The sequence below is a fragment of the Nonomuraea thailandensis genome (assembly GCF_024172165.1).
Taxonomy (GTDB): domain Bacteria; phylum Actinomycetota; class Actinomycetes; order Streptosporangiales; family Streptosporangiaceae; genus Nonomuraea; species Nonomuraea thailandensis.
In genome coordinates this window covers 7220443-7242677 of sequence record NZ_JAMZEB010000002.1, presented here as the reverse complement: position 1 = coordinate 7242677, position 22235 = coordinate 7220443, and the positions used below count along the sequence as shown (strand labels likewise).

Sequence of the window (22235 nt, the reverse complement as noted above, 5' to 3'; positions counted from 1 at the left end):
CTTTCCGGGGGGGTTGGTTGCTAGGCCGCGGTTACGGCCGGAGCCTGGTGGTAGACGGCGTGCCAGACCTCGTTGCGGATGCGCCCGAACTCGGGCGACAGCCGCATCTCCTCGGTCCTCGGGTACGGCAGGTCGACGTCGATGATCTTGTGGAGGCGGCCGGGCCTGGCGGCCATCACGATCACGCGCCGGGCGAGGTAGACGGCCTCGTCCACGTCGTGCGTGATGAACATGACCGTGCGCTGCTCCTGGCTCCAGGTGTGCAGGAGCTGGTCCTGGAGCTGCACCCGGGTCAGCGCGTCGAGCGCGCCGAACGGCTCGTCCATGAGCAGGACCTGAGGATCGACCGCGTAGGCACGGGCGATGGCGCAGCGCTGCTTCATGCCGCCGGACAACATCTTGGGCAGCGCGTCGGCGAAGTCGGCCAGCCCGACCAGCTCGATCGCCCGCTGGGCCCGCTGCCTGCGCTCCTCGGCGGGCAGCTCCATGAGCCTGAGCCCGAACTCGACGTTCCTGCGCACGGTCAGCCAGGGGAACAACGCGTACTGCTGGAAGATCACGCCGCGGTCGGGTCCGGGGCCGCCGACGGGCGCGCCGTCCACGAGCACCTCGCCCGAGGTGGGCTCGACCAGGCCGGCGGCCATGCTCATCAGCGTGCTCTTGCCGCAGCCCGAGGGGCCCACGACGGTGACGAACTCGCGGTCGGCGATGTCCAGCGACACATGGTCCAGGGCGGTGAAGGTGTCGTCCTTCAGCGGGTAGGTCTTGACGATGTCCCTGAAGGAGATCTTGGCGTTCATCGGCGCTCCTGCCAGTTGGTGAGGCGGCGCTCGGCGAGCAGCAGCAGGCGGTCCATCAGCAGGCCGAGCACGCCGATGGCGATCAGGCCCACGAAGATCGTGGACAGGTCGTAGTAGAGCTGGGCCTGCTGCATCCGGAAGCCCAGGCCCTCCTGCGCGGCGATCAGCTCGGCGGCGACCAGCGTGCCCCACGCCGAGCCGAGCCCGACCCGCATGCCGACCAGGATGAACGGCGTGGAGGCCGGCACCACGACCTTGAGGAAGATGGTGCGGTCGGAGGCGCCGAGCACGCGGGCGGCGTTGATCAGGGTCCTGTCCACGTCCACCACGCCCTGGAACGTCGAGACGACGCTGGACAGGAACGACGCCAGGAAGATCACGAAGACCTTCGGCACCTCGCCGATGCCCATGAGCACGATGGCCAGCGGGATGATCGCCAGCGGGGGGATGGTGCGGAAGAACTGCACGTACGGCTCCAGCAGGCCGCGCGCGGTGGCGTACCAGCCCATCAGGAAGCCGACCGGGATGGCCAGCAGCGTGCCGAGCAGGAAGCCGATGAGCACCCTGCGCAGGCTGGCCAGCGCGTCGGTGAACAGGGTGCCGTCGGCGATCAGCTCGCCCGCCTTGGCGGCCACCTCGAGCGGCCCGGGCAGGCCCTGCACGCCGAGGGTGGCCAGCAGCGTCCACACGACCAGGCCGATGACGACGGCGACCAGGTTGAGAACGATGGCGCGCCGCGAGCGCCTGGGCGCGCGCCGGGCGGTCTGCGCCGCCGGCGACTTGCCCAGCGCGGTGAGCTGGGTCATCGGGACTCCTTGTCGGGGATCGGGTCCTCCGCGAGATCCGGGCCGGCCGGATAGCGGGAAAGCAGGGGGGATTCGTGCAGCACCAGGGCGATGCCGCCGAGGGCGCCGGCGACCTCGCCGAGCGTGGCGCGGCGCAGGCTCACCCGGTGCCGGGAGACCGGCATGACGTGGTCGTGCAGCGCCCGCTCGATGGGCTCGACCAGCGCGCCGCCCGTCTCGGCCAGCTCGCCGCCGATCACGATCACGCTCGGGCCGATGGCGTTGCACAGGGCCGCCAGCACCTCGCCGATCCTGGCGCCGACGCCGTCCAGCAGGGTGAGGGCGGCCCGGTCGCCCGCCCGGACGGCCTTGACCAGCTCGGGCACGTCCGCGGCCCGGCCGCCGGCGGCGCGGAAGGCGTCCAGCACGGCTCTTATCGAGGCGACGGTCTCCAGGCAGCCGGTGCCGCCGCAGTCGCAGGGGGCGCCGCCGGGCTCGACCGTGATGTGGCCGAACTCGCCGGACAGCCCGTACGCGCCGCGGTGCAGCGACCCGCCGACCACCAGCCCGCCACCGACACCGTGGGACAGGCGCAGGTACAGCACGTCCTGCCCGCCGGCGGCGGCGCCCCAGATGGCCTCGCCCAGCGCGGCCAGCCGGGTGTTGTTGTCCAGCAGCACCGGGACGCCGAACCGCTCGCGCAGCAGCACCTGCGCGGGGTGCGGCGCGGACTCGTCCTCCTCCGCGGCCTGCGAGCCCACGACACCGACCACGCCGACGCCGATCGCGTCGAGCGCGCCCAGCCGCAGCGCGCCGCCGCCCGTGCCGGTGCCGCCGCCGGTGCCGGTGAGCGAGCCGACGAGCCGCGCGGCCAGCTCGACCCGCTGCTCCCACGGCAGGTCGGCGTCGTGCGGCTCGCTGGCCGAGCCGACGACCTCGTGCGCCAGGTTGACGGCCGCGACGTGCAGCGCGCGTCGGGCGAAGTCGATGCCGATGGCCTGGCCGGCGTCGGGGTTGAGGGTCAGCGTCTCGGCCGGCCTGCCGCGGCCGCGCGGGGCGTCCTGGGAGGTGGCGGTGACCACGGCGCCGGAGGTGACGAGCTCGGCGAGGATGTCGTAGAGGGTCGTCCGGGACAACCCGCAACGCTTGCCCAGCTCGCCCCGGCTGAGCGGGCCGTGCTTGCGCAGCAGGCCAAGCACGAGCTCTTCGTGCCCGCGCCGGAGTTGTGACAGGGGGCCACGGGGTTGTGACATGACGCAGAGTCTGCCGACGCCCGGTGTTTTTCGTCAATAACCCGGAAAAAAACTTAGCCACCCCGATATCGGTGCTGTGAGCTGCGAGAATAGGCGTACTGGGGGATTCGCGCCACTCGTAACGTTCGCGTAACGGGGTGCTGGTAGTAGGCTTCGGTGACCGGCGCCGTCCCGCGCCCGACCTCCTGACCGCACACCCACGCCGTGCGGCGACGCGGAGGCAGAGGGGATCGATGTCCTCGGGGCGACGACTCGATCGTGCCGGTTCTTCCTTTCCACGGCGAGCCGTGCGTGCGGGAGCGTGGGGCCGGCGCACGGGGCCGCGTCAGGGAGCACCGCCATGACCGATCACAAGCACCTCAAGCGCCGCGTACGCGAGCGCATGGCCAGGACCGGCGAGTCCTACACCACCGCGCTGCGCCACGTGGCCGGCCGCGCCCCCCGCCACCACCACGAGTCGGCGTTGCTGCGCGACGTGCTGGGCGGCGGCCTGTCCGAGGCCATGCTGCTCGGGCTGGGCGGCGGCATCGGGTTCATGTACTTCGTGTTCGAGTACGCCGGCCACCCGCCCATGCTGACCGTCGTCGCCCAGGCCCATCCCGAGCCGATGATCCCGCTCGCGCTCTCCCGGGCCGGCGTCCCGCACGAGATCCGGCGGACGGGCTCGCCCAGGGTCGCCGAGCGCAACCTGCGGGCCGCGCTCGACGCGGGGCGCACCCCGATCTGCCGGGTCGGCCGCCACCTGCTGCCCTGGCGGGAGACGCTGCCGTTCCCCGACCCCGTGGACGTGGCCGTGACGGGCCTGTCCGGCGACACCGTACGCGTGCGCGACGACGGCCCCGGCGAGCTGCCGCTGGCCGCCTTCATGACGGCCTGGTCGGCGATCCCCAAGGCCAGGCACCTGCTCATCGAGGTCACCGGCCCCGCCGGAGGCGAGCCCGACGTGCGCGGGGCGATCAAGGACACCGCCGCCAAGCTGACCGGGCCGGTGCTGGGCAACAACTTCGACGTCAACTTCGGGCTGTCCGGCATGCGCAAGCTGGCCGCCCAGCTCGCCGACACCACCGGCAGGCAGGGCTGGACCCGCCGGTTCGCCGACCTCGGGCCGGCGCTCGACCGCCTGGCCGAGTGCCTGGAGGTCGACTACACCGCGCCCGGGGCCACCCGGCCGCTCTACGCCGGCTTCCTGGCCGAGGCCGGGCACGCCGAGGCGGCGGCGCGCTACCGCGAGTGCGGCCGGCAGTGGTCGCGGGTGGCCGCCGCCGCGTCCGCGCGGGAGCCGCTGGCGGAGGTGGCCGCGCTCGTCGCGGAGGCCGTGCGGCTGGAGGAACGGGCGACGGGGGCGCTCGCCGGGATTGTTTGACTTTTGTTTGGATGATCGCCAAATTAAAGGGGCGCGTGCCGTTCCGAGCCCACCCCCTGGAAGGCGACCATGAGGCGCTTGCTCTCGGTGCTCCTGGCCCTGCTCCTGACCTGCGCGACCATCGTCGCTCCCGCGCGGGCGGGCACCGCGCGCGAGGTCACCTACGACCAGTACTCGCTGATGGTCGACGGGCGCCGGATCGTGCTCCAGTCGGCCGAGTTCCACTACTTCCGGCTGCCCAGCCAGGAGTTGTGGCGGGACGTGCTGGAGAAGTTCAGGGCGGCCGGATTCAACGCCGTCTCGCTGTACTTCTCCTGGGCGTACCACTCGCCGGCGCCCGGCGTGTACGACTTCACCGGCGTGCGCGACGTGGACCGGCTGCTGCGCACCGCCCGCGAGGCCGGCCTGTACGTGATCGCGCGGCCGGGGCCGTACATCAACGCCGAGAGCACCGGCGGCGGCTTCCCGGCCTGGCTGAAGACGGTGCCGGGCCGGGGCCGCAGCTTCGAGCCCGGCTACCGGGAGGCCTACCGCGAGTGGCTGCACCGGATCAACCCGATCATCGCCCGCCACCAGGTCACGGACGGCGGGCCGGTGATCCTCTACAACGCCGAGAACGAGTACCAGGTCAACACCGACGCCGCCTACATGCAGGACATCCAGGACCAGGCCAGGGCCGGCGGCATCACCGTGCCGATCACCACCAACGACTGCTGCGACGCCGGAAGCTGGAGCTCGACCTGGGCGACCGGGCCCGGCGCCGTGCAGATCCCCGGCGTGGACGACTACCCGCAGTCCTTCGAGTGCGCGAACCCCGGGCTGTGGGGGCCCTGGGGCGAGGGCCTGACCGAGAAGCTGCGCGACGACATCCCCGTCTTCGCCGCCGAGTACCAGGCCGGAGCCATCGACGTGGGCGACGCCGGGTACGACAGGTGCCGCGAGCTCACCGGGCCGGCCTTCATGAAGTTCTTCTACAAGAACAACCTCATCCAGACCGGCGCCACGATGTTCTCGTACTACATGGGCTACGGCGGCACGAACTGGGGCTGGCTCGCCCAGCCCAACGACGTCTACACCTCCTACGACTACGGCGCCCCCATCACCGAGGCCCGGCGGCTGACGCCCAAGTACGACGAGTTCAAGCGCCAGGGGTACTTCCTGGAGGCGGTCGCCCCCCTGGCCAAGACCGACGCCCGCACCTCGCCTGCCATCCCGGACAACGCCGCCCTGACCACCGCCGCCCGCGCGAACCCCGACACCGGCACCCAGTTCGTCCTCGTCGGGCACGCCGACAGGGCCGCCACCGGCGCCGACTCCGCCACCCTCGACTGGGCCGCCCCCGACGGGCGGTACCAGGTGCCGGTCCAGGTCAAGGGGCGCGACGCGCACGTGCTCGTCGCCGGGTACGACCTGGGCGGGCAGCGGCTGGCCGTCTCCACCTCCGAGATCATGACCCACGCGGCCATCGGCGGGCGCGACGTGGCGGTCCTGTACGGCACCGCCGGCTCGCCGGGCGCCACCGTGCTGCGGTACTCGTCGCAGCCGTCCGTCAAGGTGCTCGAAGGGGCGGTGCGGGCCGCGTACAGCGGGGGTGACCTGCGGCTCGACTACGCGCACGACGGGCTGGCGCGGGTGCTGGTCACGGGCGGCGGGAGGCGGCCGCTGCTGCTGCTCATCGGCGCCGACGAGGAGACGGCGCGCTTCTGGCGGGCCTCGACGGCGGCCGGGCCGGTGCTGGTGCGCGGCACGGAGCTGCTCCGCTCGGCCACGCTGCGGGGGGACGTGGTGCGGCTGGCGGCGGACACGGTGGCGGGGGAGGTGGAGGTGTTCGCACCGCCGCCGGCCAGGCGCGTCGAGATCGGCCTCGGCGCGGCGGCGAGCCAGGGCGGCGGCCAGGACGCCGGTCACGATGACGTGCGGGTCACGCGTACGGCGAGCGGCTCACTCCTGGGCGTCACCCGGGCCCCGGCCGCGGCGAAGCTGCCCGAGCTCGCAGGCTGGCGCACCCGCCCCGAGGCCCCCGAGGCCGCGCCCGGCTTCGACGACTCCCGCTGGACGGCCGCCGACCACACCACCACGAACAGCCCGCACCCGCCGAAGACCCTGCCCGTCCTGTACGCCGACGACTACGGCTTCCACTACGGCAACGTCTGGTACCGCGGCCACTTCACCGCCACCGGCGCCGAGACCAGGATCGACCTGAACGCGATCACCGGCCGCCGCGGCAACTACCTCGTCTGGCTGAACGGCCGCTACCTGGGCTCGGCGGCCGGCGGCGTGCAGGCGGACTCGGGCGACCAGTGGACCCCGCCGAACCCCGACCCGGGCCCCGGCCGCTTCGACATCCCCGCGGGCCTGCTCAGGCCGGGCGCCGGCAACGTGATCGCCGTGCTCGTCGCCAACATGGGCCACAACGACGACTGGATCGCCGACGACCTGCGCTTCAAGCAGCCGCGCGGCCTGGTCGCCGCGTCCGTCGGCGGCACTCCCGTCGCCTGGAGGATCCAGGGCACTGCCGGGGCCGACAGGCTGCGCGGCCCGCTCAGCACCGGCGGCCTGTACGGGGAGCGCACCGGCTGGCATCTTCCGAAGTATCAAGACAAATCGTGGAAGGAGGCCGCCCCGGCGACCCCGCTGACCCCGGGCGTCACCTGGTTCCGCACCTCGTTCCGGCTGGACCTGCCCCAGGGCCAGGACGTCCCGGTCGGGCTGCGCTTCGGCGGCGACCCGTCGCCCGCGTTCCGGGTGCTGGTCTTCCTCAACGGCTGGAACGTCGGCCAGTACGGCGGCGACATCGGCCCCCAGCGCGAGTTCGCGCTGCCGGCCGGCCTGCTGGACGAGCACGGGAACAACACGCTGGCCCTGGCCGTGACCGCCGAGCAGCCGGTGGCCGGGCCGGGCCCGCTCAGCCTGTTCGCCTACGGCAACGTGCGCGGCGGGCCCTGAGCCGGGCGGGTCAGCCCTTCGGCACGGCCATCTCGCCGAGCTCGGACCAGTCGTCCTGGTCGATGGTCGTGTTGACGATGCGGGGCGTCTCGGCGAGGTAGGGCGGCAGCTCCTGCTGGGCCTGCTTGAAGTGGGCCGACTGCACGTGGGCCCCGCCCGCCTCGCCGTCCCTGAACGCCTCGACCAGGACGTACTCGTTCGGGTCGTCGAGGCTGCGGGACCAGTCGAACCACAGGCAGCCCGGCTCGGCGCGGGTGGCCGCGGTGAAGGCGGCGGTGATCTCCGGGAAGCGGTCGGCGTGCTCGGGCAGGACGCGGAACTTCGCGGTGATGAAGATCATCTGAAACGCTCCTTGGCTGGTCGGCGGCGCTACGGGTCGAGACTATCGGCCAATTCTCTAGTTATCATGTAGGAAATGTTGACTTATGGCCCCGGGGCTCGTACCTTCGTACGCATGAGCCAGGGCCCGCATCTCAGCATCAGGGACGTGACCAAGACGTTCCACGGCGACGAGCCGTTCACCGCGCTGTCCGGCCTGAGCCTCGACGTGCGCCCGGGCGAGCTGCTCACGCTCGTCGGCCCCAGCGGCTGCGGCAAGTCCACGCTCTTCGCCCTCATCGCCGGCCTCACCGAGCCGACCCGCGGCGAGATCCGCATCGGCGGCGCCCCTGTCGCCGGCCCCGCGCTGGACCGGGGCGTGGTCGTCCAGCAGTACACCCTGTTCCCGTGGCGCACCGCGCTCGGCAACGTGGCGTTCGGGCTGGAGGGCAGGCCCGGGGCCAGGCGGGAGCGGGCGCGTGAGCTGCTGTCGATCGTGGGGATGTCGGGGTACGAGGAGTGCTACCCGCACGAGCTGTCCGGCGGCAGGCGGGAGCTCGTGGCGCTGGCCCGCAGCCTCGCCTTCGAGCCGGGGGTGCTGCTGCTGGACGAGCCGTTCGCGGGGCTGGATCGGGGGACTCGCGAATGGGTGGGGGATGAGCTCGTACGGGTCTGGGAACGCACCGGCAGAACCGTTCTCCTCGTCACGCACGACGTCGAGGAGGCCGTCCGGGTGGGGCGGCGGGTCGCCGTGATGACCTCGGGGCCGGGGCGGATCAGGGAAGTCGTGGACGTGTGCTCCCGCACGGGGAGCGCGCGCAGGCACGTGGGACGGCTGCTGCGCGAGGAGATCGCGCCGGCGCGGGGACGGAAGGTGGCGGCCTGAGATGGCTGGGCTGCGCGAGTACGAAGGTGACATCCACTGGTACGACCTGCCCGACGACGAGGCGGAGGAGGACTGGGTGCCGGACGAGCGGACGGAGGAGCGCTGGGTGCGTGGCGAGCTGGGAGTGGCCCGATGAGTGTCGTCGCGCTGGTGGGCAACCCGCGCGAGGGCTCCAGAACGCTGACCGTGGCCGTCGAGGCGGCCCGCGCGATCGGGCGGAGGCTGAACGGAACGGAGTCGCACGAGGTGGTGGACCTGGCGGCGCTCGGTCCGCACCTCCTGGCGCCCGGCGCGTCCGCCGGCGTGGAGGTGGCGCTGGAGCTGGTGACGGAGGCGAGCGTGCTGGTGGTGGCCAGCCCCACCTACAAGGGCACCTACACGGGCCTGCTCAAGGCCTTCCTCGACCGGCTGCCGCCGCAGGCGCTGGCCGGCAGGGCGGCGCTGCCGCTGCTGGTGATGGGGGACGCCAAGCACGCGCTGGCGGTCGAGGTGCACCTGCGCCCGCTGCTGGTCGAGCTGGGTGCCACCGTGCCCACGCCGGGCCTGGCGGTGCTGGAGTCCGACCTGCCGCGCCTGGAGGAGGTCGTCGCGGCCTGGGCCGCCAGGGTGGCGCCGCAGGCGACGGCCGCGCTCGACGACGCGGTGCCGGGCTGAGGGAAAACTTCACCCGGATGTAGTGGTGCGTCACCCTTCGGGATGCCATGATCCGGCCCAGGTCCATCCGAGGGGAGACGCGATGTTCTTCCGCTTTGCCCTGTCCGCCGTGGTGGCGGCGGCGATCCTCGCCCCGCTGCCCGCCGACGCCACGAGCCGGGTCAGGTTCGCCACCTTCAACGCCTCGCTCAACCGGGCCGCCGAGGGGCAGCTCGTGAGCGACCTGTCCACCCCTGGCAACACCCAGGCCCAGGTCATCGCCGAGATCGTCCAGCGCAACCGCCCGGACGTGCTGCTCATCAACGAGTTCGACCACGACGCCGCGGGCCGGGCGGCCCGCCTCTTCCAGGACAACTACCTGTCGGTCGGGCAGGGCGGCGCGCGGCCGATCACCTACCGGTACCGCTACACCGCCCCCAGCAACACCGGCGTCGCCTCGGGCTTCGACCTCAACAACGACGGCGCCGTGGTGAGCACGCCCGGCGCCGCCGGCTACGGCGACGACGCGCTCGGGTTCGGCGCCTTCCCCGGCCAGTACGGCATGGTCGTCTACTCGAAGTACCCGATCGACATGCGCGGGGTGCGCACGTTCCAGAACTTCCTGTGGAAGGACATGCCGGGCAACGCGATGCCCGCCGGCTGGTACTCGGCCGAGGAGCAGCGGGTGCTGCGCCTGTCCTCCAAGAGCCACTGGGACGTGCCCGTACGCGTCGGGCACCGTACCGTGCACTTCCTGGTCAGCCATCCGACGCCGCCCACGTTCGACGGCGCCGAGGACCGCAACGGCCGCCGCAACCACGACGAGATCAGGCTCTGGGCCGACTACACCCGGCCGGGCGGGGGCGGCTACCTCTACGACGACCGGGGCAGGCGCGGCGGGCTCGACGCCGGGGCGGCCTTCGTGATCGCCGGCGACCAGAACGCCGACCCGAACGACGGCGACAGCTACCAGGGCGCCATCCACCAGCTCCTCGACCACCCGCGGATCGACGGCGGGAACGCCCCGTCGAGCGCGGGCGCGGCCGAGGCGGCGGCGCTGCAGGGCGGCGCGAACGCCACGCACACCGGCGACCCGAAGCACGACACGGCCGACTTCGCCGACACCGCGCCCGGCAACCTGCGCGCCGACTACGTGCTGCCGGCCAGGCGGCTGAGGACCGTGGGCGGTGGCGTGTTCTGGCCTCCGGCGGCCGACCCGCTGTCACGGCTGACCGGCGTCTTCCCGTTCCCGAGCTCCGACCACCGCCTGGTCTGGCTGGACGTCAGGACCCCCTGACCGGCGAGCCGGCCGGGCATCGCGGGCATTCACCGGCCCGGCAGGGCATCGCGGGCAGGCGTTTCACGGGTCGCTCACCGTAGGCCGGGGGTGCGGCGGGCGCTCCACACCGCCACCCCGGCCAGTGCGAGCAGGCCGCCCGCGGCCCACAGGTCGCCCCGGAGCGCGACGGCGTTCACGATCACGCCCCCGGCCAGCGAGCCGAGCCCGATCGCGAGGTTGAACACCGCCACCCACAGCGCGGAGGCCGCCTCGACCGCCTGCGGCGCCGCCTTGATCATCCACGTCTGCAGGCTCACCGAGACCCCGCCGAACGCCAGCCCCCACACGCCCAGCAGCACGATCCCCCCGGCGGCCCCGGTGCCCGCCAGGGGAAAGAGCAGCACGGTCAGCGCCAGGGCGGTGACGATGACGAGCACCGTCCGGTGCGGTCGGCGCGCCACCGCGACGCCGGCCGCGAAGTTGCCCGCGATCCCCGCGAGCCCGAAGCCGAACAGGAGCGGCCCGACGAGCTGCGCGCCGATGCCCGACAGGTCCTGCAGCACCGGGCTGACGTAGGTGTAGGCGGCGAAGTGGCCGAGCACGATGAGGAACGTCGCCACCACCCCGGCCCGCACTCCCGGATTGCGGAGCTGCTCGGCGAGGTGCCGGAGCGCGACCGGCCGCTCGGCCGTCAGCGGAGGCAGCACGGCGAGCAGGGCGGCCAGCGCCACGAGCCCCAGCCCGCCGAGCGCGCCGAACGCCACCCGCCACCCGGCAAGCTCGCCGATCACGGCGCCGATCGGCACGCCGAAGACGTTCGCGGCCCCGACGCCGCCGAAGATGACCGCCGTGGCCCGCGGCACGTGCGCCGCGGGCACCAGCCGGACGGCCAGCCCGCCGGCGACGGCCCAGAAGCCGCCGATCGCCACGCCGACCACCGCGCGGGCGGCGAGCAGCAGCGGGTAGCTCGGCGCGAGGGCGGAGGCCAGCCCCGCGAGCGCGGTCACCGCGACCAGCCCGATCAGCAGCAGCCGCCGGTCCATCCGCCCGACCAGCACGGGGACCACCGGCGCCGCGACGGCCGCGACGAGGCTGGGCAGCGTCACCATCAGCCCGGCGGTGCCCTCCGACACCGACAGCGCGGAGCCGACGGACGTCAGCAGCCCGATCGGCAGTTGCTCGGCGGTCACCACCAGGAACGTCGCCACGGTCACCGTGATCACCGCCGGCCAGTGGCTCCTCGCCGGCGCGCGCTGTTCCGCCGCGGAAGTCGTCGTCATGAGATCTCCTCAGAATTGTGGAGCGATCGCTCCCGTATGGCGGCCCACCCTAGTATGGGAGCGATCGCTCCACAACTGGGGTAGGGTGCAGGCATGGCGCGACCGAGAGAGTTCGACGAGCAGGACGTGGTGGCCAGGGCGACCGAGCTGTTCTGGCGGCGCGGTTACACCGCGACCGGCGTCCGCGAGCTGGGCGCCGAGCTGGAGCTCAAGCAGAGCAGCCTCTATCGCGCCTTCCATGACAAGCGCGGGCTGTTCCTGCGTGCTCTCGACCGCTACCGGGCCACCGAGTCGTCCCAGGCCGAAGAGCTGCTGGAGCGGCCGGGCCCCGTCCGCGAGGTGCTGCGCGACTGGCTGACCTGCATGGCCGGCGAGGAGACCGGCCGCGGCTGCCTGGTGGTCAACACCGCCACCGAGCTCGGCGCCGCCGACCCGGAGGTGCGGCGGCGGACCGAGGCCGCCTTCGAGGTCACCAGGAAAGCCCTCGAATCGTTGCTGCGCCGCGGCCGCGACACCGGCGAGCTCCCGCCGGATCTCGACCTCGACGCCGCCGTGGACCTGCTCTTCACCACCGTGCTCGGCCTGCGCGTGCGCGAACGCGCCGGTCATCACCCGGAGCGGCTGGCCGCCACCATCGACTACGCCGTGCGGATGCTCGGCGCCCCGTGAAATGCATTTGACAGGGAATCGGGAAAGGGAAATGCGCTGAGCCGGTCAAAAAATCGGTGTCATTTCCGGAGAGGCATTCTTAAACTCGAATTCCGTGGACACCCCAGCTCTTCTCACGCATTTCCGGACTCATGACGTCCCGCTGGAGCTCTCCAGGGGCGGCGAGCCGGTCTGGGACGACGCGGAGCTCCACCGGAGTGCCCGGCTGAGCGACCCCGAGGGATACGCGCTGCTCGCGCTGGTGCCCGGTGCGCTCCCATGGCAGCGCGCCCGGGTGCTGCTGGAGACGCTCGCCGCGTCCCAGGACGGCCTCGGCGAGGCCACCCGCGCCACCCTGGCCAAGGTGACCAGGGCGCTGATGTTCGGCCTGCCGCCCGCGTACGCCATCACGGCGCTGCTCGCGCTGCGGCGCCTGCGCGCCAACCACAAGCACACGACCAGGGCGATCGTCGCCTTCGTGCTGGAGCACCCGGACGCCGCAGCGCTCATCGAGGCACGCCGCCCGGCGCTGGCCGACTGCTTGGAGCACGCGCTCGGCAAGGCGACCGCGCGCGCCTGCGCCCGGCTGGTCTCCGAGGGAGTCGCGGACAAGCCCGCGCCGCCGGCCGCCGGGAGCGACGCCGGTTCGGCGTACCTGCGCAGGAGTCTGCTGCGGTTCACCCAGGACCCGGCGGTGGCGATCACGCGGCTGCGCGCGCTGTACGGCCCCGGCACGTACGGTGCGCTCGCCCCGCAGGAGCCGCCTGCGCCGCTCGACCCGGTCACCGAGCAGCCGCCGATCGTCACCCCCACCAACCGGGGCGACATCGCCGCGACGCTGGTGCACCTGTACCGGGGCGGACCGGCCGCCGAGCTGCGCCCCGCCCTGGCGCGGTACGTGGCGCGGGCGACGCGCGGCCTGCCGCGCCTGGCCGCGAACGTGGCACTGGTGCTGGACGCCTCCGGCTCCATGCGCGGGTACGGCGACCGCGAGTGGGCGGTCATGTCGCAGGCCATGGCGCTGCGGCTGGTGCTGTCCGAGGTCTGCGAGCGGCTCACGGTCATCGAGACCGGCGGCACGGCGCAGGCCCCCGCCGGCTCGGCCGACCTGGCGGGCGCCCTGCTCGACGCACTCGGCACCGGTCCCGACCTGGTGATGGTCGTCACCGACGGCTACGAGAACCACCTGCCGGGCGACCTGGCGAGGGTGGCGGCCACGCTGCCGCGCGCCGGCGTCACGACGCCCGTGGTGCTGTGCCTGGCGGCCTTCACCAGGGGCGACGACCTGACCCTGCGCGACCCCGCGCCGGGCCTGCCGCACCGGCCGTTCTGGCACCAGGACGACCTCGCCGCGCTGCTGCCCTGGGCGTTCGCCCACTGCGGCGCCGGCGCCGAGTGGATCCGAACGACGATGCTGACCCGGCTGGAGGCACGACGATGCTGACCCGGCTGGAAGGAGGACGGTGATGACCAGCCTGACCACGATCCTGCCCGCGCCGCTCGACCTGGGCGGCCATCGCGCGGGCACCCCGCAGCGCGCGGGAGCGCTGACGATGGTGCCCGTCTACGGCCCCGTCCGCCCCGGCATCGTGCCGCCCCGCTCCGGGCTGAAGCTCAAGCGGGTCGTCGGCTACGGGCAGGTGGAGCTGGCCAACGGCGCCCGCGAGGGCGTGGCGATCGTGCCCCTGCACATCGGCTACATCCAGGACGCCGCCCAGAACCACGCCCTGTGCTCCTCGGCGCTGCTGGGCGCCGGGCAGACCAGGCGCTTCGACGACGCCTGCTGCGTGCAGGCGGGTCAGGGCGGCTACCTGGAGGGGCGCGACCAGTGGTTCTTCGTGCTGCCGCTGGAGCTGCGGGCCAAGGCCATGCGGCTGCGCGGCCGCCACGACTACGCCAAGCTCTGGCCGGACATCAGCGAGCTCAACCGCGCGTACGGGCTGCCCTCGCGGGGGCACCTGGAGCAGATCCTGTCGCGCAAGCGGGCGGTGCTGACGCAGTTCCAGAGCCGGCTGGAGCTCATGCCGGGGCAGCTCGGGGCGCTGTTCTTCGTCGGTGAGCGGTTCGCGGGGCTGGAGCTGGCGCCCGACCCGGCGTACTTCGCCGAGGTGTGGACGGCGCTGGTCTGCTTCGCGTACGGCGTGGCCGCCTGGCACGCCGAGCCGGAGCGGGCGGCGGCGGAGCCGTACGAGGCGGGGAGCCTGGCCGGGCTGCGCGCCGAGCTGGCGCGCGACCGGGCGGCGCGGCTGGCAGAGGTGGCTTCCTGGCTGCCCGCGCCGGGCGGCGACGTGCGGCTGGTGGAGGAGGAGCGCTACCTCGACCTGCGGCTGTCCACGCTGACCGGCGACGGGCTGGCGGGGCAGGTGGTCACCGAGCACGGGCGGCCGATCTACGCCTCCGTCTTCGCCGGCCGATAGAAAACCCGTTGCCGCCCCCGCGGGGCGGCGGTTGAATGATCAGTGCGGGAACTGCGCCGGGCGCGGCGGACGACACCCTCATTCCAGATAAGGGATGGTCGCTGATAACGACTCTTCTGGTTCGTCGAGGCGCCGGCCACCTGTCCCGCACTTATCAGCCGCTTATACGCTGATATTTCCGTTTTTACAAGATCTTGTCAGGTCTAGAGTGCGGTGTTACCTCTTGCGAGATGCGCGAAACCTGCGCATCCCTGGCACGCAGGAGGGAAAACGTGTCGACCAAGTCCTGGTTACGCAGCACGCTCATTGTCACGGCGCTCACCGCGTCGATCCTCCCCCTCGCCGGGGCCGCCCGCGGCGAACCCGGCGGGCAGGCCCCCGAGATCCACGACTTCCAGGCGGAGCACTCCGAACGACCGGATGTGGACAACCGCCAGGGCCGGGTGCAGCCCCCGGCCAACCTGCGCTCGGCCGGCCAGACCGGCAGGATCCGCTGGAACGCTCTCGGCACCCCGGCCTCCATCGTCAGCGCCGAGCCGCTGGCCGAGGGCCTCGGCGGTGACCCCCTCCAGGCCGCGCGGGCCTACCTCAAGGCCAACGAGGCCGTCTTCGGGCTGACGGCCGAGGCCGTGGACGCGCTGGAGACGGTCGCGGTCAACCCGATCGGCGCGGGCGCCGCCGTGCTGCTGCGGCAGCGCTTCGGCGACCTGCCGGCCGGCGTGGACGGCCTCGTCGCGATCGGCGTGTCCGGCGGTCAGGTCAGGCACGTCACCTCGTCCCTGTCGCGCCGCACCGAGGCGCCGCCCGCCGCGCGGATCAGCGCCCAGCAGGCCATGGAGATCGCGGCCAGGGACGGCGGCATCGACCTGGCCTCGGCGCTCACCAAGCAGGCCACGCCGGTGGCGGTGCCCGCGCCCGACGGGGTGCACAGCGCGTACCAGGTGGTTCTGATCGGCGGGGCTCAGGGCGCCGAGGCGGGATTCACCACGCACGTGGACGCGGTCAGCGGCGCCGTCATCACCCGCGAGAACCTCGTCGACCACCACCAGGACCCGGACAACCCCCGCTGGGACGTCTTCCCGGCGAACCCGCCCGGCGACTACTCCTCGAAGGACACCCGCCAGACCTGGTGCCACGCGCCCGGCCCCGGCTGCGACGAGGCGACCGGCGGCGATCCGGCGACCGGCAAGCCGTGGGACGTCGACCACACGACGAACGAGCCCACGTTCACCAGCCTCGGCAACGCGGCCAGGACCTTCGAGAACCGGGCCAGCGGCGACCCGTTCACCGTCGGCACCCGCTCCAACGTGCTCACGCCGAGCAGGAACTACGTCTATCCCTGGAAGAACACCTGGTACGAGGCCAAGTGCGACCCGGCCGTGTTCGACCAGCCGGGCGAGGGCGACCTCGAAGCCGCCATCGCCAACCTGAACGCCATGCACAACCGCATGCACGACTGGTCCTACCGGCTCGGCTTCACCGAGACCGCCTGGAACATGCAGGCCGACAACGGCGGGCGCGGCGGCCTCGGCAACGACCCCGAGCAGGGCAACGCCCAGGCCGGGGCGCGGGTCCTGACCGTGCGGGACAACGCCAACCAGATCACCGGTCCCGACGGGACGGCGCCGATCACCAACATGTACCTGTGGCAGCCGATCGCCGGGTCGTTCTACGCGCCCTGCGTGGACGGCGACTACGACATGTCGGTCATCGGCCACGAGTACACGCACGCCATCTCCGGCCGCATGATCGGCGGGCCCAACGCCGGCTGGAGCGGCGCCCAGGCCGGCGCCATGAACGAGAGCACCTCCGACCTGTTCTCCATGGAGCAGCTCTTCGAGTACGGCCACCGCCCCGCGGGCGACACCCCGTACGTGACGGGCGGCTACGTCACCGGTGACAAGTCGCGCGGCATCAGGAACTACGACATGTCGAAGTCGCCGCTCAACTACAGCAACCTCGGCTACGACATCGTCGGCACGCAGGTGCACGCGGACGGCGAGATCTGGTCGGCCACGCAGTTCGACGTGCGGGCGGCCTTCGTCAAGCGGTACGGCCAGGGCTCGGCCAGGCTGCAGCGCTCGTGCGCGGAGGGCAGGACCCCCGTGGACAAGTGCCCGGGCAACCGGCGCTGGGCGCAGCTCTCGTTCGACGCCCTGCTGCTGATGGCCACCGGCGCCGTCGACTACGTCGATCACCGTGACGCGCTGCTGGCGGCCGACACGATCCGCTTCGGCGGGGCGAACCAGGACATCATGTGGCGCGCCTTCGCCGAGCACGGCCTGGGCGCGAACGCGGCCAGCAACGGCCCGAACGACGCCGACGCGACGCCGAGCTTCGTCAACCCGGCGGGCAAGAACGGCTCCCTGCAGCTCAGGCCGCTGGGCGAGGCGAAGGGCGCGGCGCTGCGGCTGTACGTGGGCGACTACGAGGGCCGCGTCGTCCCGGTCGCGGACACCGACCCGGCGACCGAGCTCGGCGACACGGTCGAGATGACGCCCGGCCTGTACGACTTCGTCGTCGCGGGCGCGGGCTTCGGCCACAAGCGGCTGAAGTACGCGGTCCTGCCCGGCGTCACCCTGCCGCTCCCGCTGGCCCTGTCCCGCAACCACGCCTCGGCGGCGAGCGGGGCGAGCGCGACGGGCGACGGCGTCAACCAGGCCCTGCTGATCGACGAGACCGAGGCCACGAACTGGGCCTCCCGCACCGGCGCCCCCGCCGGCAAGTCGGTCGTCGTGGACCTGGCGGGCGACGAGCCGGTCAGGATCCGCAGGGTGCAGGTCAGCGCCATGCTGCGGCCCGGCACCGACCCGGCGGACCCGGGCACGCAGAACCGCTTCTCCAGCCTGCGTTCCTTCGAGGTGCTGGCCTGCAGCGCGAACTGCGCCGACCCGGCGAGCTTCACGAAGATCTACACCAGCAAGGCCGACGCGTTCGACACCACGCTGCCCCGTCCGCGTGGCGCGGACATGCTCATCAAGTCGTTCGACGTGCGGAGCACGAGCGCGACGCACCTGATGTTGCGGGCGCTCACCACGCAGTGCACGGGCAACCCGCTGTACGCCGGCGAGCAGGACAACGATCCGAACTCGGCGACGGACTGCGCCACGGCCAGCGCGGCCAGGGAGCACGTCAGGGCGGCGGAGTTCCAGGCGTTCTCCCGCTGATGCGATGACGCTCCCCTGAGGGCCGCCGTCCCCGTGACGGCGGCCCTCTTCTCGCGCGCCAGATAGTTAGATGTCGTACTATTCTGGGTGGAATCAAGTTGGTTCGACGTCTAACTATCTCGATGGGAAGAACCATGCGCACTCTGATCAGGAACGTCCGCGTCTTCGACGGCGAGCGGACCGTGCCCGGCGCCGACGTGCTGATCGACGGCGACCGCATCGCGGAGCCGGGCGACGGCCCGGGGCACGTGGACGTGGAGGTGGACGGCGCCGGCAGGACCCTGCTGCCCGGCCTCATCGACGCCCACACGCACGCCTACGACGGCGACCTCGCCGAGGCGCTGAAGTTCGGCGTCACCACCGAGCTGGAGATGAACAACCTGCCGCCCATCCTGGCCGCCCAGCGCAGGCTGGCCGCCGGGCGCGACGACATGGCCGACCTGCGCAGCTCCAGCATGATCGCCACCGCGCCGGGCGGGCACCCGAGCCAGCTCATGACGCCGGACCTGCTGCGGGCCCTCGGCAGCGACTCCGGCACGGGCCTCGACACGGTCGCCGACGCCGGCCAGGCCAGGGCGTTCGTGGAGGCCAGGCTGGCGGAGGGGGCGGATTACCTGAAGATCGCCGTGGACGACGGGGCGGTGTCCGGCATGGACCTCCCCGTCCTGAGCCCCGAGCTCGCCGCCGTCCTGGTGGAGGCCGGGCACGCCGCCGGCCTCAAGGTCATCGCCCACACGGTGACCGCCAGGGAGGCGCTGATCGCCCTGGACGCCGGCGTGGACGGGCTGGCGCACCTCTACACGGACGTCCCCGAGGAGGAGGCCGAGCAGACGGCGGCCAGGATCGCCTCGTACGACGCGTTCGTGATCAGCACGATCGTCTACATCGAGGCGGTCACCGGCGGCACCGGCGGCGGCGAGCTGCTGCGGGACCCGCGGATGGCCGGGCGGATGTCGGAGCGGTCGAAGGCCACGTTCGACCTGGAGATCACCGACGTGCCCATGCACTCGGCCGGCGTGGTCAACGCCTCCCGCTCGGCGCTGGCGCTGCTGCGGGCGGGCGTGCCGGTGCTGGCGGGCACGGACGCGACGCCGTTCGGGCCGGTGCACGGGGCGGGCTTCCACCGCGAGCTGCTGCTGCTGACCGAGGCCGGTCTCACGGCCGAGCAGGCGCTGGCCGCCGCGACCGGTGTCACCGCACGCTGCTTCGGGCTCGCCGACCGCGGCCGGATCGCCCCCGGGCTGCGGGCCGACCTGCTGCTCGTGGACGGGGACCCGACCACCGACATCACCGCCACCCGCGCCGTCGCCGGCGTGTGGCGGCGCGGCGTGCGCCAGGCCGAGCACTGAGCACCGGCCTCTTGCGCGGCAGCAGGGCGGGCGCTGCGTGCCGGCCTCTTGCCCGGCAGCAGGGCGGGCGCTGCGTGCCGGACCTCTCCGCGCGGCGGTGGGGTGAGTGCCGAGGATCGGCTTCCCCTGCCGCCGTCCCGGGTGGACGCTGTGCGTCATGGTGGAGGAGCTGATGGCGTACGCCCGCGAGGCGTTCGGATGGGGTGACGGCGTCGCGGTGGGCGAGCCGCGCCGGGGCGCGCTCGGGCAGATCCGGCGGGTGGAGACCGGGGGAGCCGTCTACGCGCTGAAGGAGATCTTCGGCGAGCCGCCACCGGAGGCGCTGGTCGCGGCGGAGCTCGCGTTCGCGCGCCGGGCGGCCGAGGCGGGAGTGCGCTCGCCCGCCGGCCATCCCGACCTGCGCGGCCGCTACCTGGCGCGGACGCCGGCAGGGACGTGGCTGCGCCTGTACGACTGGCTCGACCTGACCCCGGTCGACCTGGCGGCGCCCGCCACCCCGGACCGGCTCGGCACGCTGCTCGCCCGCCTGCACCGCTGCGCGCCACCCGCGACCGCGGAGCCCGGCGGCGAGCCGCCCGCCCCCTGGTACCACCGCCCGCCCGCCCTCCACGAGTGGGAGCAGGCGACGGCCTCAGGGGCGGCCTGGGCGGGGCCGCTGCGCGAACGGCTGGCGGCGGCGCCCGAGCTGTGCGCGACGACCACCCCACCGGCTCCCGGCGAGCTGATCCTCTGCCACCGCGACCTGCACCCCGGCAACGTGCTGGCCGATCGGGACGGCACGCTGGTGGTCGTCGACTGGGACGGGCTCGGCCCGGCCGCGCCGGGGCGGGAGCTGGCCAGGGCTCTGTTCGACTGGTTCAGCGACCCGGCCCCCGACCTGGCCGCCATGTGCCGCATGTACGCGGCGTACCGGCGCGAGGGCGGTCCCGGCCGCATCGGGGCGGTGGCCGACTTCTCGATGCTCGTCGCGTCCCGCCTGAACTTCCTGCTGCTCCAGACCCGGATCGCGACCGACCCCCGGGCCGAGCCCCGGCACCGCGCATGGGCGGAGCTGGAGATCGACGAGGCCCTGCGCATCATGCCGGCGCCCCGGCAGCTCGCCGGGGCGCTGGCCGCGCTCGATGGGCGGGGCTGAGGCCCCCACCGCCTCAGCCCCGCGCGACGACTAGTAGATGCGGTACTTCTTGCCGCAGTTGTCGAACTTGCCGGCCCAGCAGGTGAACGTGTAGACCTTCTTGATCCCCTTGCCGCTCCAGGCGCCGACGACCTTGCCGTCCCAGGCCTTGTTGAACTTGTGCCAGGAGCCGTTCTGGTAGTACTCGAACCACACCCAGGCCTTCTTGCCGCCGGTCTTGTCCACGCCGTACCACTTCGTGAACACCTTGCCGCCCGAGTTCCAGGTCTTGCCGTAGGTGTAGGCCTTGTGGTCGCTGGAGAAGAACTTGCCCCACTTGACGAGCGTGACGGTGCTCGCCGAAGCGGTGGTGGCGGCCGGCGTGGCCGCCTGCGCGGCGGCGGGGCTCAGGGCCAGGCCGGTGACGGCCATCGAACCGGCCAGAGCGGCGATCGTGAGGGTCTTACGCATGATCGGGTTTCCTCCCCCTTGTCAGTGCTGCCGGGGTTTGTTCCGGCAGCAGGGACATTACGGAGACCACAAGCGATCCTCTGTGGAGGAATCCACACATCAGTGGTGATCAGCGACACACCTCAGCGCTTGACCGACACCCGATCCACCGCGAACGGGACGTACGACGGCTGCGCGGCCCTGGTCTGCGCGCCGGCGCTCTGACCGCACGTGGCCAGCAGGAAGTAGTCGATGCTGGCGTAGTCGATCGGGTGCAGCACGACGTTGCCGTTCTCGTCCACGGTCTGGTACTTCGTGCGGTTGACCCCCATGGAGAGCTGGCGGACGCCGTCCTCGCTGGTCATCGACTCCGTGCCCATCCCGAAGACACCGCCGCTGTGCCCCCAGAACCGGCCGCAGGGCAGGTCGGAGTAGTAGAGGCCGAGGCCGTAGTTCAGCACGCCGCCCGCCAGCACGGGCACCGTCTTCTTCATCTCGGCCAGCTCCGCCGCGCCGATCAGCTCGCCCCGCAGCAGCGCCCGGTAGAACCGGTTGAGGTCGTCCATCGTGGAGACCATCGCGCCCGCCGTGGAGATCCAGGTGGGGCTGTAGACGCTGTAGTCGCGGGGCGGGTCGAACCAGCCGAACATCGACTCGTACGCCCTGGAGTTCGGGCCCGGGATGTGCGGCGTGCGCGGGAACGACGTGTGCCGCAGGCCGGCCTTCCTGATGACGTTGCGGGTGATGTACTCCTCGGCTCCCACGCCCGTCACCTTCTCCAGGAGCAGGCCGGCGACCAGGTAGTTGGTGTTGGAGTAGATGCCGGGGGTGGCGCCCGGCTCGCCGGTCGGGGTGGCGTCGACACCGAGCCGCACCAGCTCCGCGCGGGTGAAGACGCGGAACCTGTTGTCGTCCAGGCTCTGCGCCGAGCCCTGCATCAGCGAGGGGAACGCGTAGGGCACGTGGTCGGCGATGTGGCTCGTGTGGTTGAGCAACATCCGTACGGTGATCCGCTCGCCGCGCTCGCCGGGCACCACGTCCGGCAGGTAGCGGCCGATCGGGGCGTCGAGCTCGACGGCGCCGCGGGCGACCTGCTGGAGCACGGCCACCGAGGTGAACGTCTTGGTGATGCTGCCCACCCGGTGCACCATGCCGGGCTGCACGGGACGGCCCGTGGCGACGTCGGCCACGCCGGAGGCGGCCTGCCACGTCTGTGAGCCGTCGCGTACCTGGGAGTAGATGCCGAACATGCCCGCCTCGTGCACGGCGTTCAGCCCCTGCCGCAGGGCCTGCCGGTCGAGCCCGGTGTCCGCGGCGGCGGGCGCGGGGGCCGCGGCGATCAGCACGCCGAGCGTCATCACGGCGGCCGCGAGGCGGCGGGAGGTGCTCTTTCCAGACACTCGCATCTTCATGCCGCAAGCATCCCGGAAACGGCGCACTCATGGTCAGTTGTGCGTGTCATTCGCTGTCCATGACAGGTGTCATCCGGGCTGCGGGCCGGTCAGGGGCCGGGAATGACAGTACGCTGCATTGCCGGGCTCATCGGC

At 72.7% G+C, this 22235-nt stretch carries 19 protein-coding genes; 12 read left to right on the top strand and 7 right to left on the bottom strand.

Annotation, left to right across the window (positions count from 1 at the left end):
• Window positions 1-20: 20 nt before the first annotated feature.
• The 3 genes from HD597_RS37025 to HD597_RS37015 are packed head-to-tail and all read right to left on the bottom strand — an operon-like array spanning window position 21 to window position 2838.
• Window positions 21-800 (bottom strand): ABC transporter ATP-binding protein, encoded by a 780-nt coding sequence (locus HD597_RS37025; protein ID WP_253748391.1) that lies wholly within the window; start codon window positions 798-800, stop codon window positions 21-23.
• Entirely contained in the window at window positions 797-1606 is an 810-nt protein-coding gene (locus tag HD597_RS37020) for an ABC transporter permease (RefSeq protein ID WP_253748390.1), read from the bottom strand. Before HD597_RS37020 ends, HD597_RS37025 begins: the two co-directional genes overlap by 4 nt.
• The gene (locus HD597_RS37015; protein WP_253748388.1) at window positions 1603-2838 is read right to left on the bottom strand and encodes an ROK family transcriptional regulator; all 1236 of its coding nucleotides are present in this window, start codon (window positions 2836-2838) and stop codon (window positions 1603-1605) included. The genes HD597_RS37020 and HD597_RS37015 overlap by 4 nt, the downstream gene beginning before the upstream one ends.
• 340 nt (window positions 2839-3178) lie before the next feature.
• Between HD597_RS37015 and HD597_RS37010 the strand changes: the two genes are divergently transcribed.
• Together HD597_RS37010 and HD597_RS37005 are read left to right on the top strand one after the other, a co-directional pair.
• Window positions 3179-4201, top strand: a complete 1023-nt coding sequence (locus tag HD597_RS37010; RefSeq protein WP_253748386.1) for a BtrH N-terminal domain-containing protein — start codon at window positions 3179-3181, stop codon at window positions 4199-4201.
• Between the two features lie 69 nt (window positions 4202-4270).
• On the top strand, window positions 4271-7147 hold the full coding sequence (locus tag HD597_RS37005; RefSeq protein ID WP_253748384.1) for a beta-galactosidase: 2877 nt from the start codon (window positions 4271-4273) through the stop codon (window positions 7145-7147).
• Window positions 7148-7157: 10 nt separating this feature from the next.
• Here HD597_RS37005 and HD597_RS37000 read toward each other — a convergent pair whose 3' ends face one another.
• Window positions 7158-7487, bottom strand: coding sequence for a putative quinol monooxygenase (locus HD597_RS37000; RefSeq protein ID WP_253748382.1), 330 nt, complete (start codon window positions 7485-7487; stop codon window positions 7158-7160).
• A gap of 114 nt (window positions 7488-7601) precedes the next feature.
• Here HD597_RS37000 and HD597_RS36995 point away from each other — a divergent pair, with 114 nt between their 5' ends.
• The 4 genes from HD597_RS36995 (at window position 7602) to HD597_RS36985 (ending at window position 10281) form a co-directional block, all read left to right on the top strand.
• The gene (locus tag HD597_RS36995) at window positions 7602-8351 is read left to right on the top strand and encodes an ABC transporter ATP-binding protein (RefSeq protein ID WP_253748380.1); all 750 of its coding nucleotides are present in this window, start codon (window positions 7602-7604) and stop codon (window positions 8349-8351) included.
• Window position 8352: 1 nt separating this feature from the next.
• The gene (locus HD597_RS65025; RefSeq protein WP_276083116.1) at window positions 8353-8487 is read left to right on the top strand and encodes a hypothetical protein; all 135 of its coding nucleotides are present in this window, start codon (window positions 8353-8355) and stop codon (window positions 8485-8487) included.
• Window positions 8484-9005, top strand: a complete 522-nt coding sequence (locus HD597_RS36990; protein ID WP_253748378.1) for an NADPH-dependent FMN reductase — start codon at window positions 8484-8486, stop codon at window positions 9003-9005. The genes HD597_RS65025 and HD597_RS36990 overlap by 4 nt, the downstream gene beginning before the upstream one ends.
• Window positions 9006-9087: 82 nt before the next feature.
• A complete protein-coding gene (locus HD597_RS36985; protein WP_253748376.1) occupies window positions 9088-10281 on the top strand; it encodes an endonuclease/exonuclease/phosphatase family protein in 1194 nt (397 codons plus the stop codon).
• Between the two features lie 74 nt (window positions 10282-10355).
• Here the strand turns inward: HD597_RS36985 and HD597_RS36980 are convergent, their stop codons facing one another.
• Window positions 10356-11543, bottom strand: a complete 1188-nt coding sequence (locus HD597_RS36980; RefSeq protein ID WP_253748374.1) for an MFS transporter — start codon at window positions 11541-11543, stop codon at window positions 10356-10358.
• A 93-nt stretch (window positions 11544-11636) separates the two neighbouring features.
• Here HD597_RS36980 and HD597_RS36975 point away from each other — a divergent pair, with 93 nt between their 5' ends.
• The 6 genes from HD597_RS36975 to HD597_RS36950 all read left to right on the top strand — a co-directional run bounded on the left by HD597_RS36975 (window position 11637) and on the right by HD597_RS36950 (window position 20259).
• Window positions 11637-12212 (top strand): TetR/AcrR family transcriptional regulator, encoded by a 576-nt coding sequence (locus HD597_RS36975; protein ID WP_253748372.1) that lies wholly within the window; start codon window positions 11637-11639, stop codon window positions 12210-12212.
• 94 nt (window positions 12213-12306) lie between these two features.
• Window positions 12307-13635 carry a vWA domain-containing protein gene (locus HD597_RS36970; RefSeq protein ID WP_253748370.1) on the top strand — a complete coding sequence of 443 codons (1329 nt, stop codon included), beginning with the start codon at window positions 12307-12309 and terminating at the stop codon, window positions 13633-13635.
• Window positions 13636-13657: 22 nt separating this feature from the next.
• Complete coding sequence (locus tag HD597_RS36965; protein WP_253748368.1) at window positions 13658-14608, top strand: ARPP-1 family domain-containing protein; 951 nt, start codon at window positions 13658-13660, stop codon at window positions 14606-14608.
• 272 nt (window positions 14609-14880) lie between these two features.
• A complete protein-coding gene (locus tag HD597_RS36960; protein WP_253748366.1) occupies window positions 14881-17775 on the top strand; it encodes a M36 family metallopeptidase in 2895 nt (964 codons plus the stop codon).
• Window positions 17776-17909: 134 nt separating this feature from the next.
• Window positions 17910-19124 (top strand): amidohydrolase family protein, encoded by a 1215-nt coding sequence (locus HD597_RS36955; RefSeq protein ID WP_253748364.1) that lies wholly within the window; start codon window positions 17910-17912, stop codon window positions 19122-19124.
• Window positions 19125-19230: 106 nt separating this feature from the next.
• On the top strand, window positions 19231-20259 hold the full coding sequence (locus tag HD597_RS36950) for a phosphotransferase enzyme family protein (RefSeq protein WP_253748362.1): 1029 nt from the start codon (window positions 19231-19233) through the stop codon (window positions 20257-20259).
• Between the two features lie 30 nt (window positions 20260-20289).
• Here the strand turns inward: HD597_RS36950 and HD597_RS36945 are convergent, their stop codons facing one another.
• Both HD597_RS36945 and HD597_RS36940 read right to left on the bottom strand, forming a co-directional pair.
• A complete protein-coding gene (locus HD597_RS36945; RefSeq protein ID WP_253748360.1) occupies window positions 20290-20709 on the bottom strand; it encodes a hypothetical protein in 420 nt (139 codons plus the stop codon).
• A gap of 122 nt (window positions 20710-20831) precedes the next feature.
• A complete protein-coding gene (locus tag HD597_RS36940) occupies window positions 20832-22100 on the bottom strand; it encodes a serine hydrolase domain-containing protein (protein ID WP_253748358.1) in 1269 nt (422 codons plus the stop codon).
• Window positions 22101-22235 lie beyond the last annotated feature (135 nt).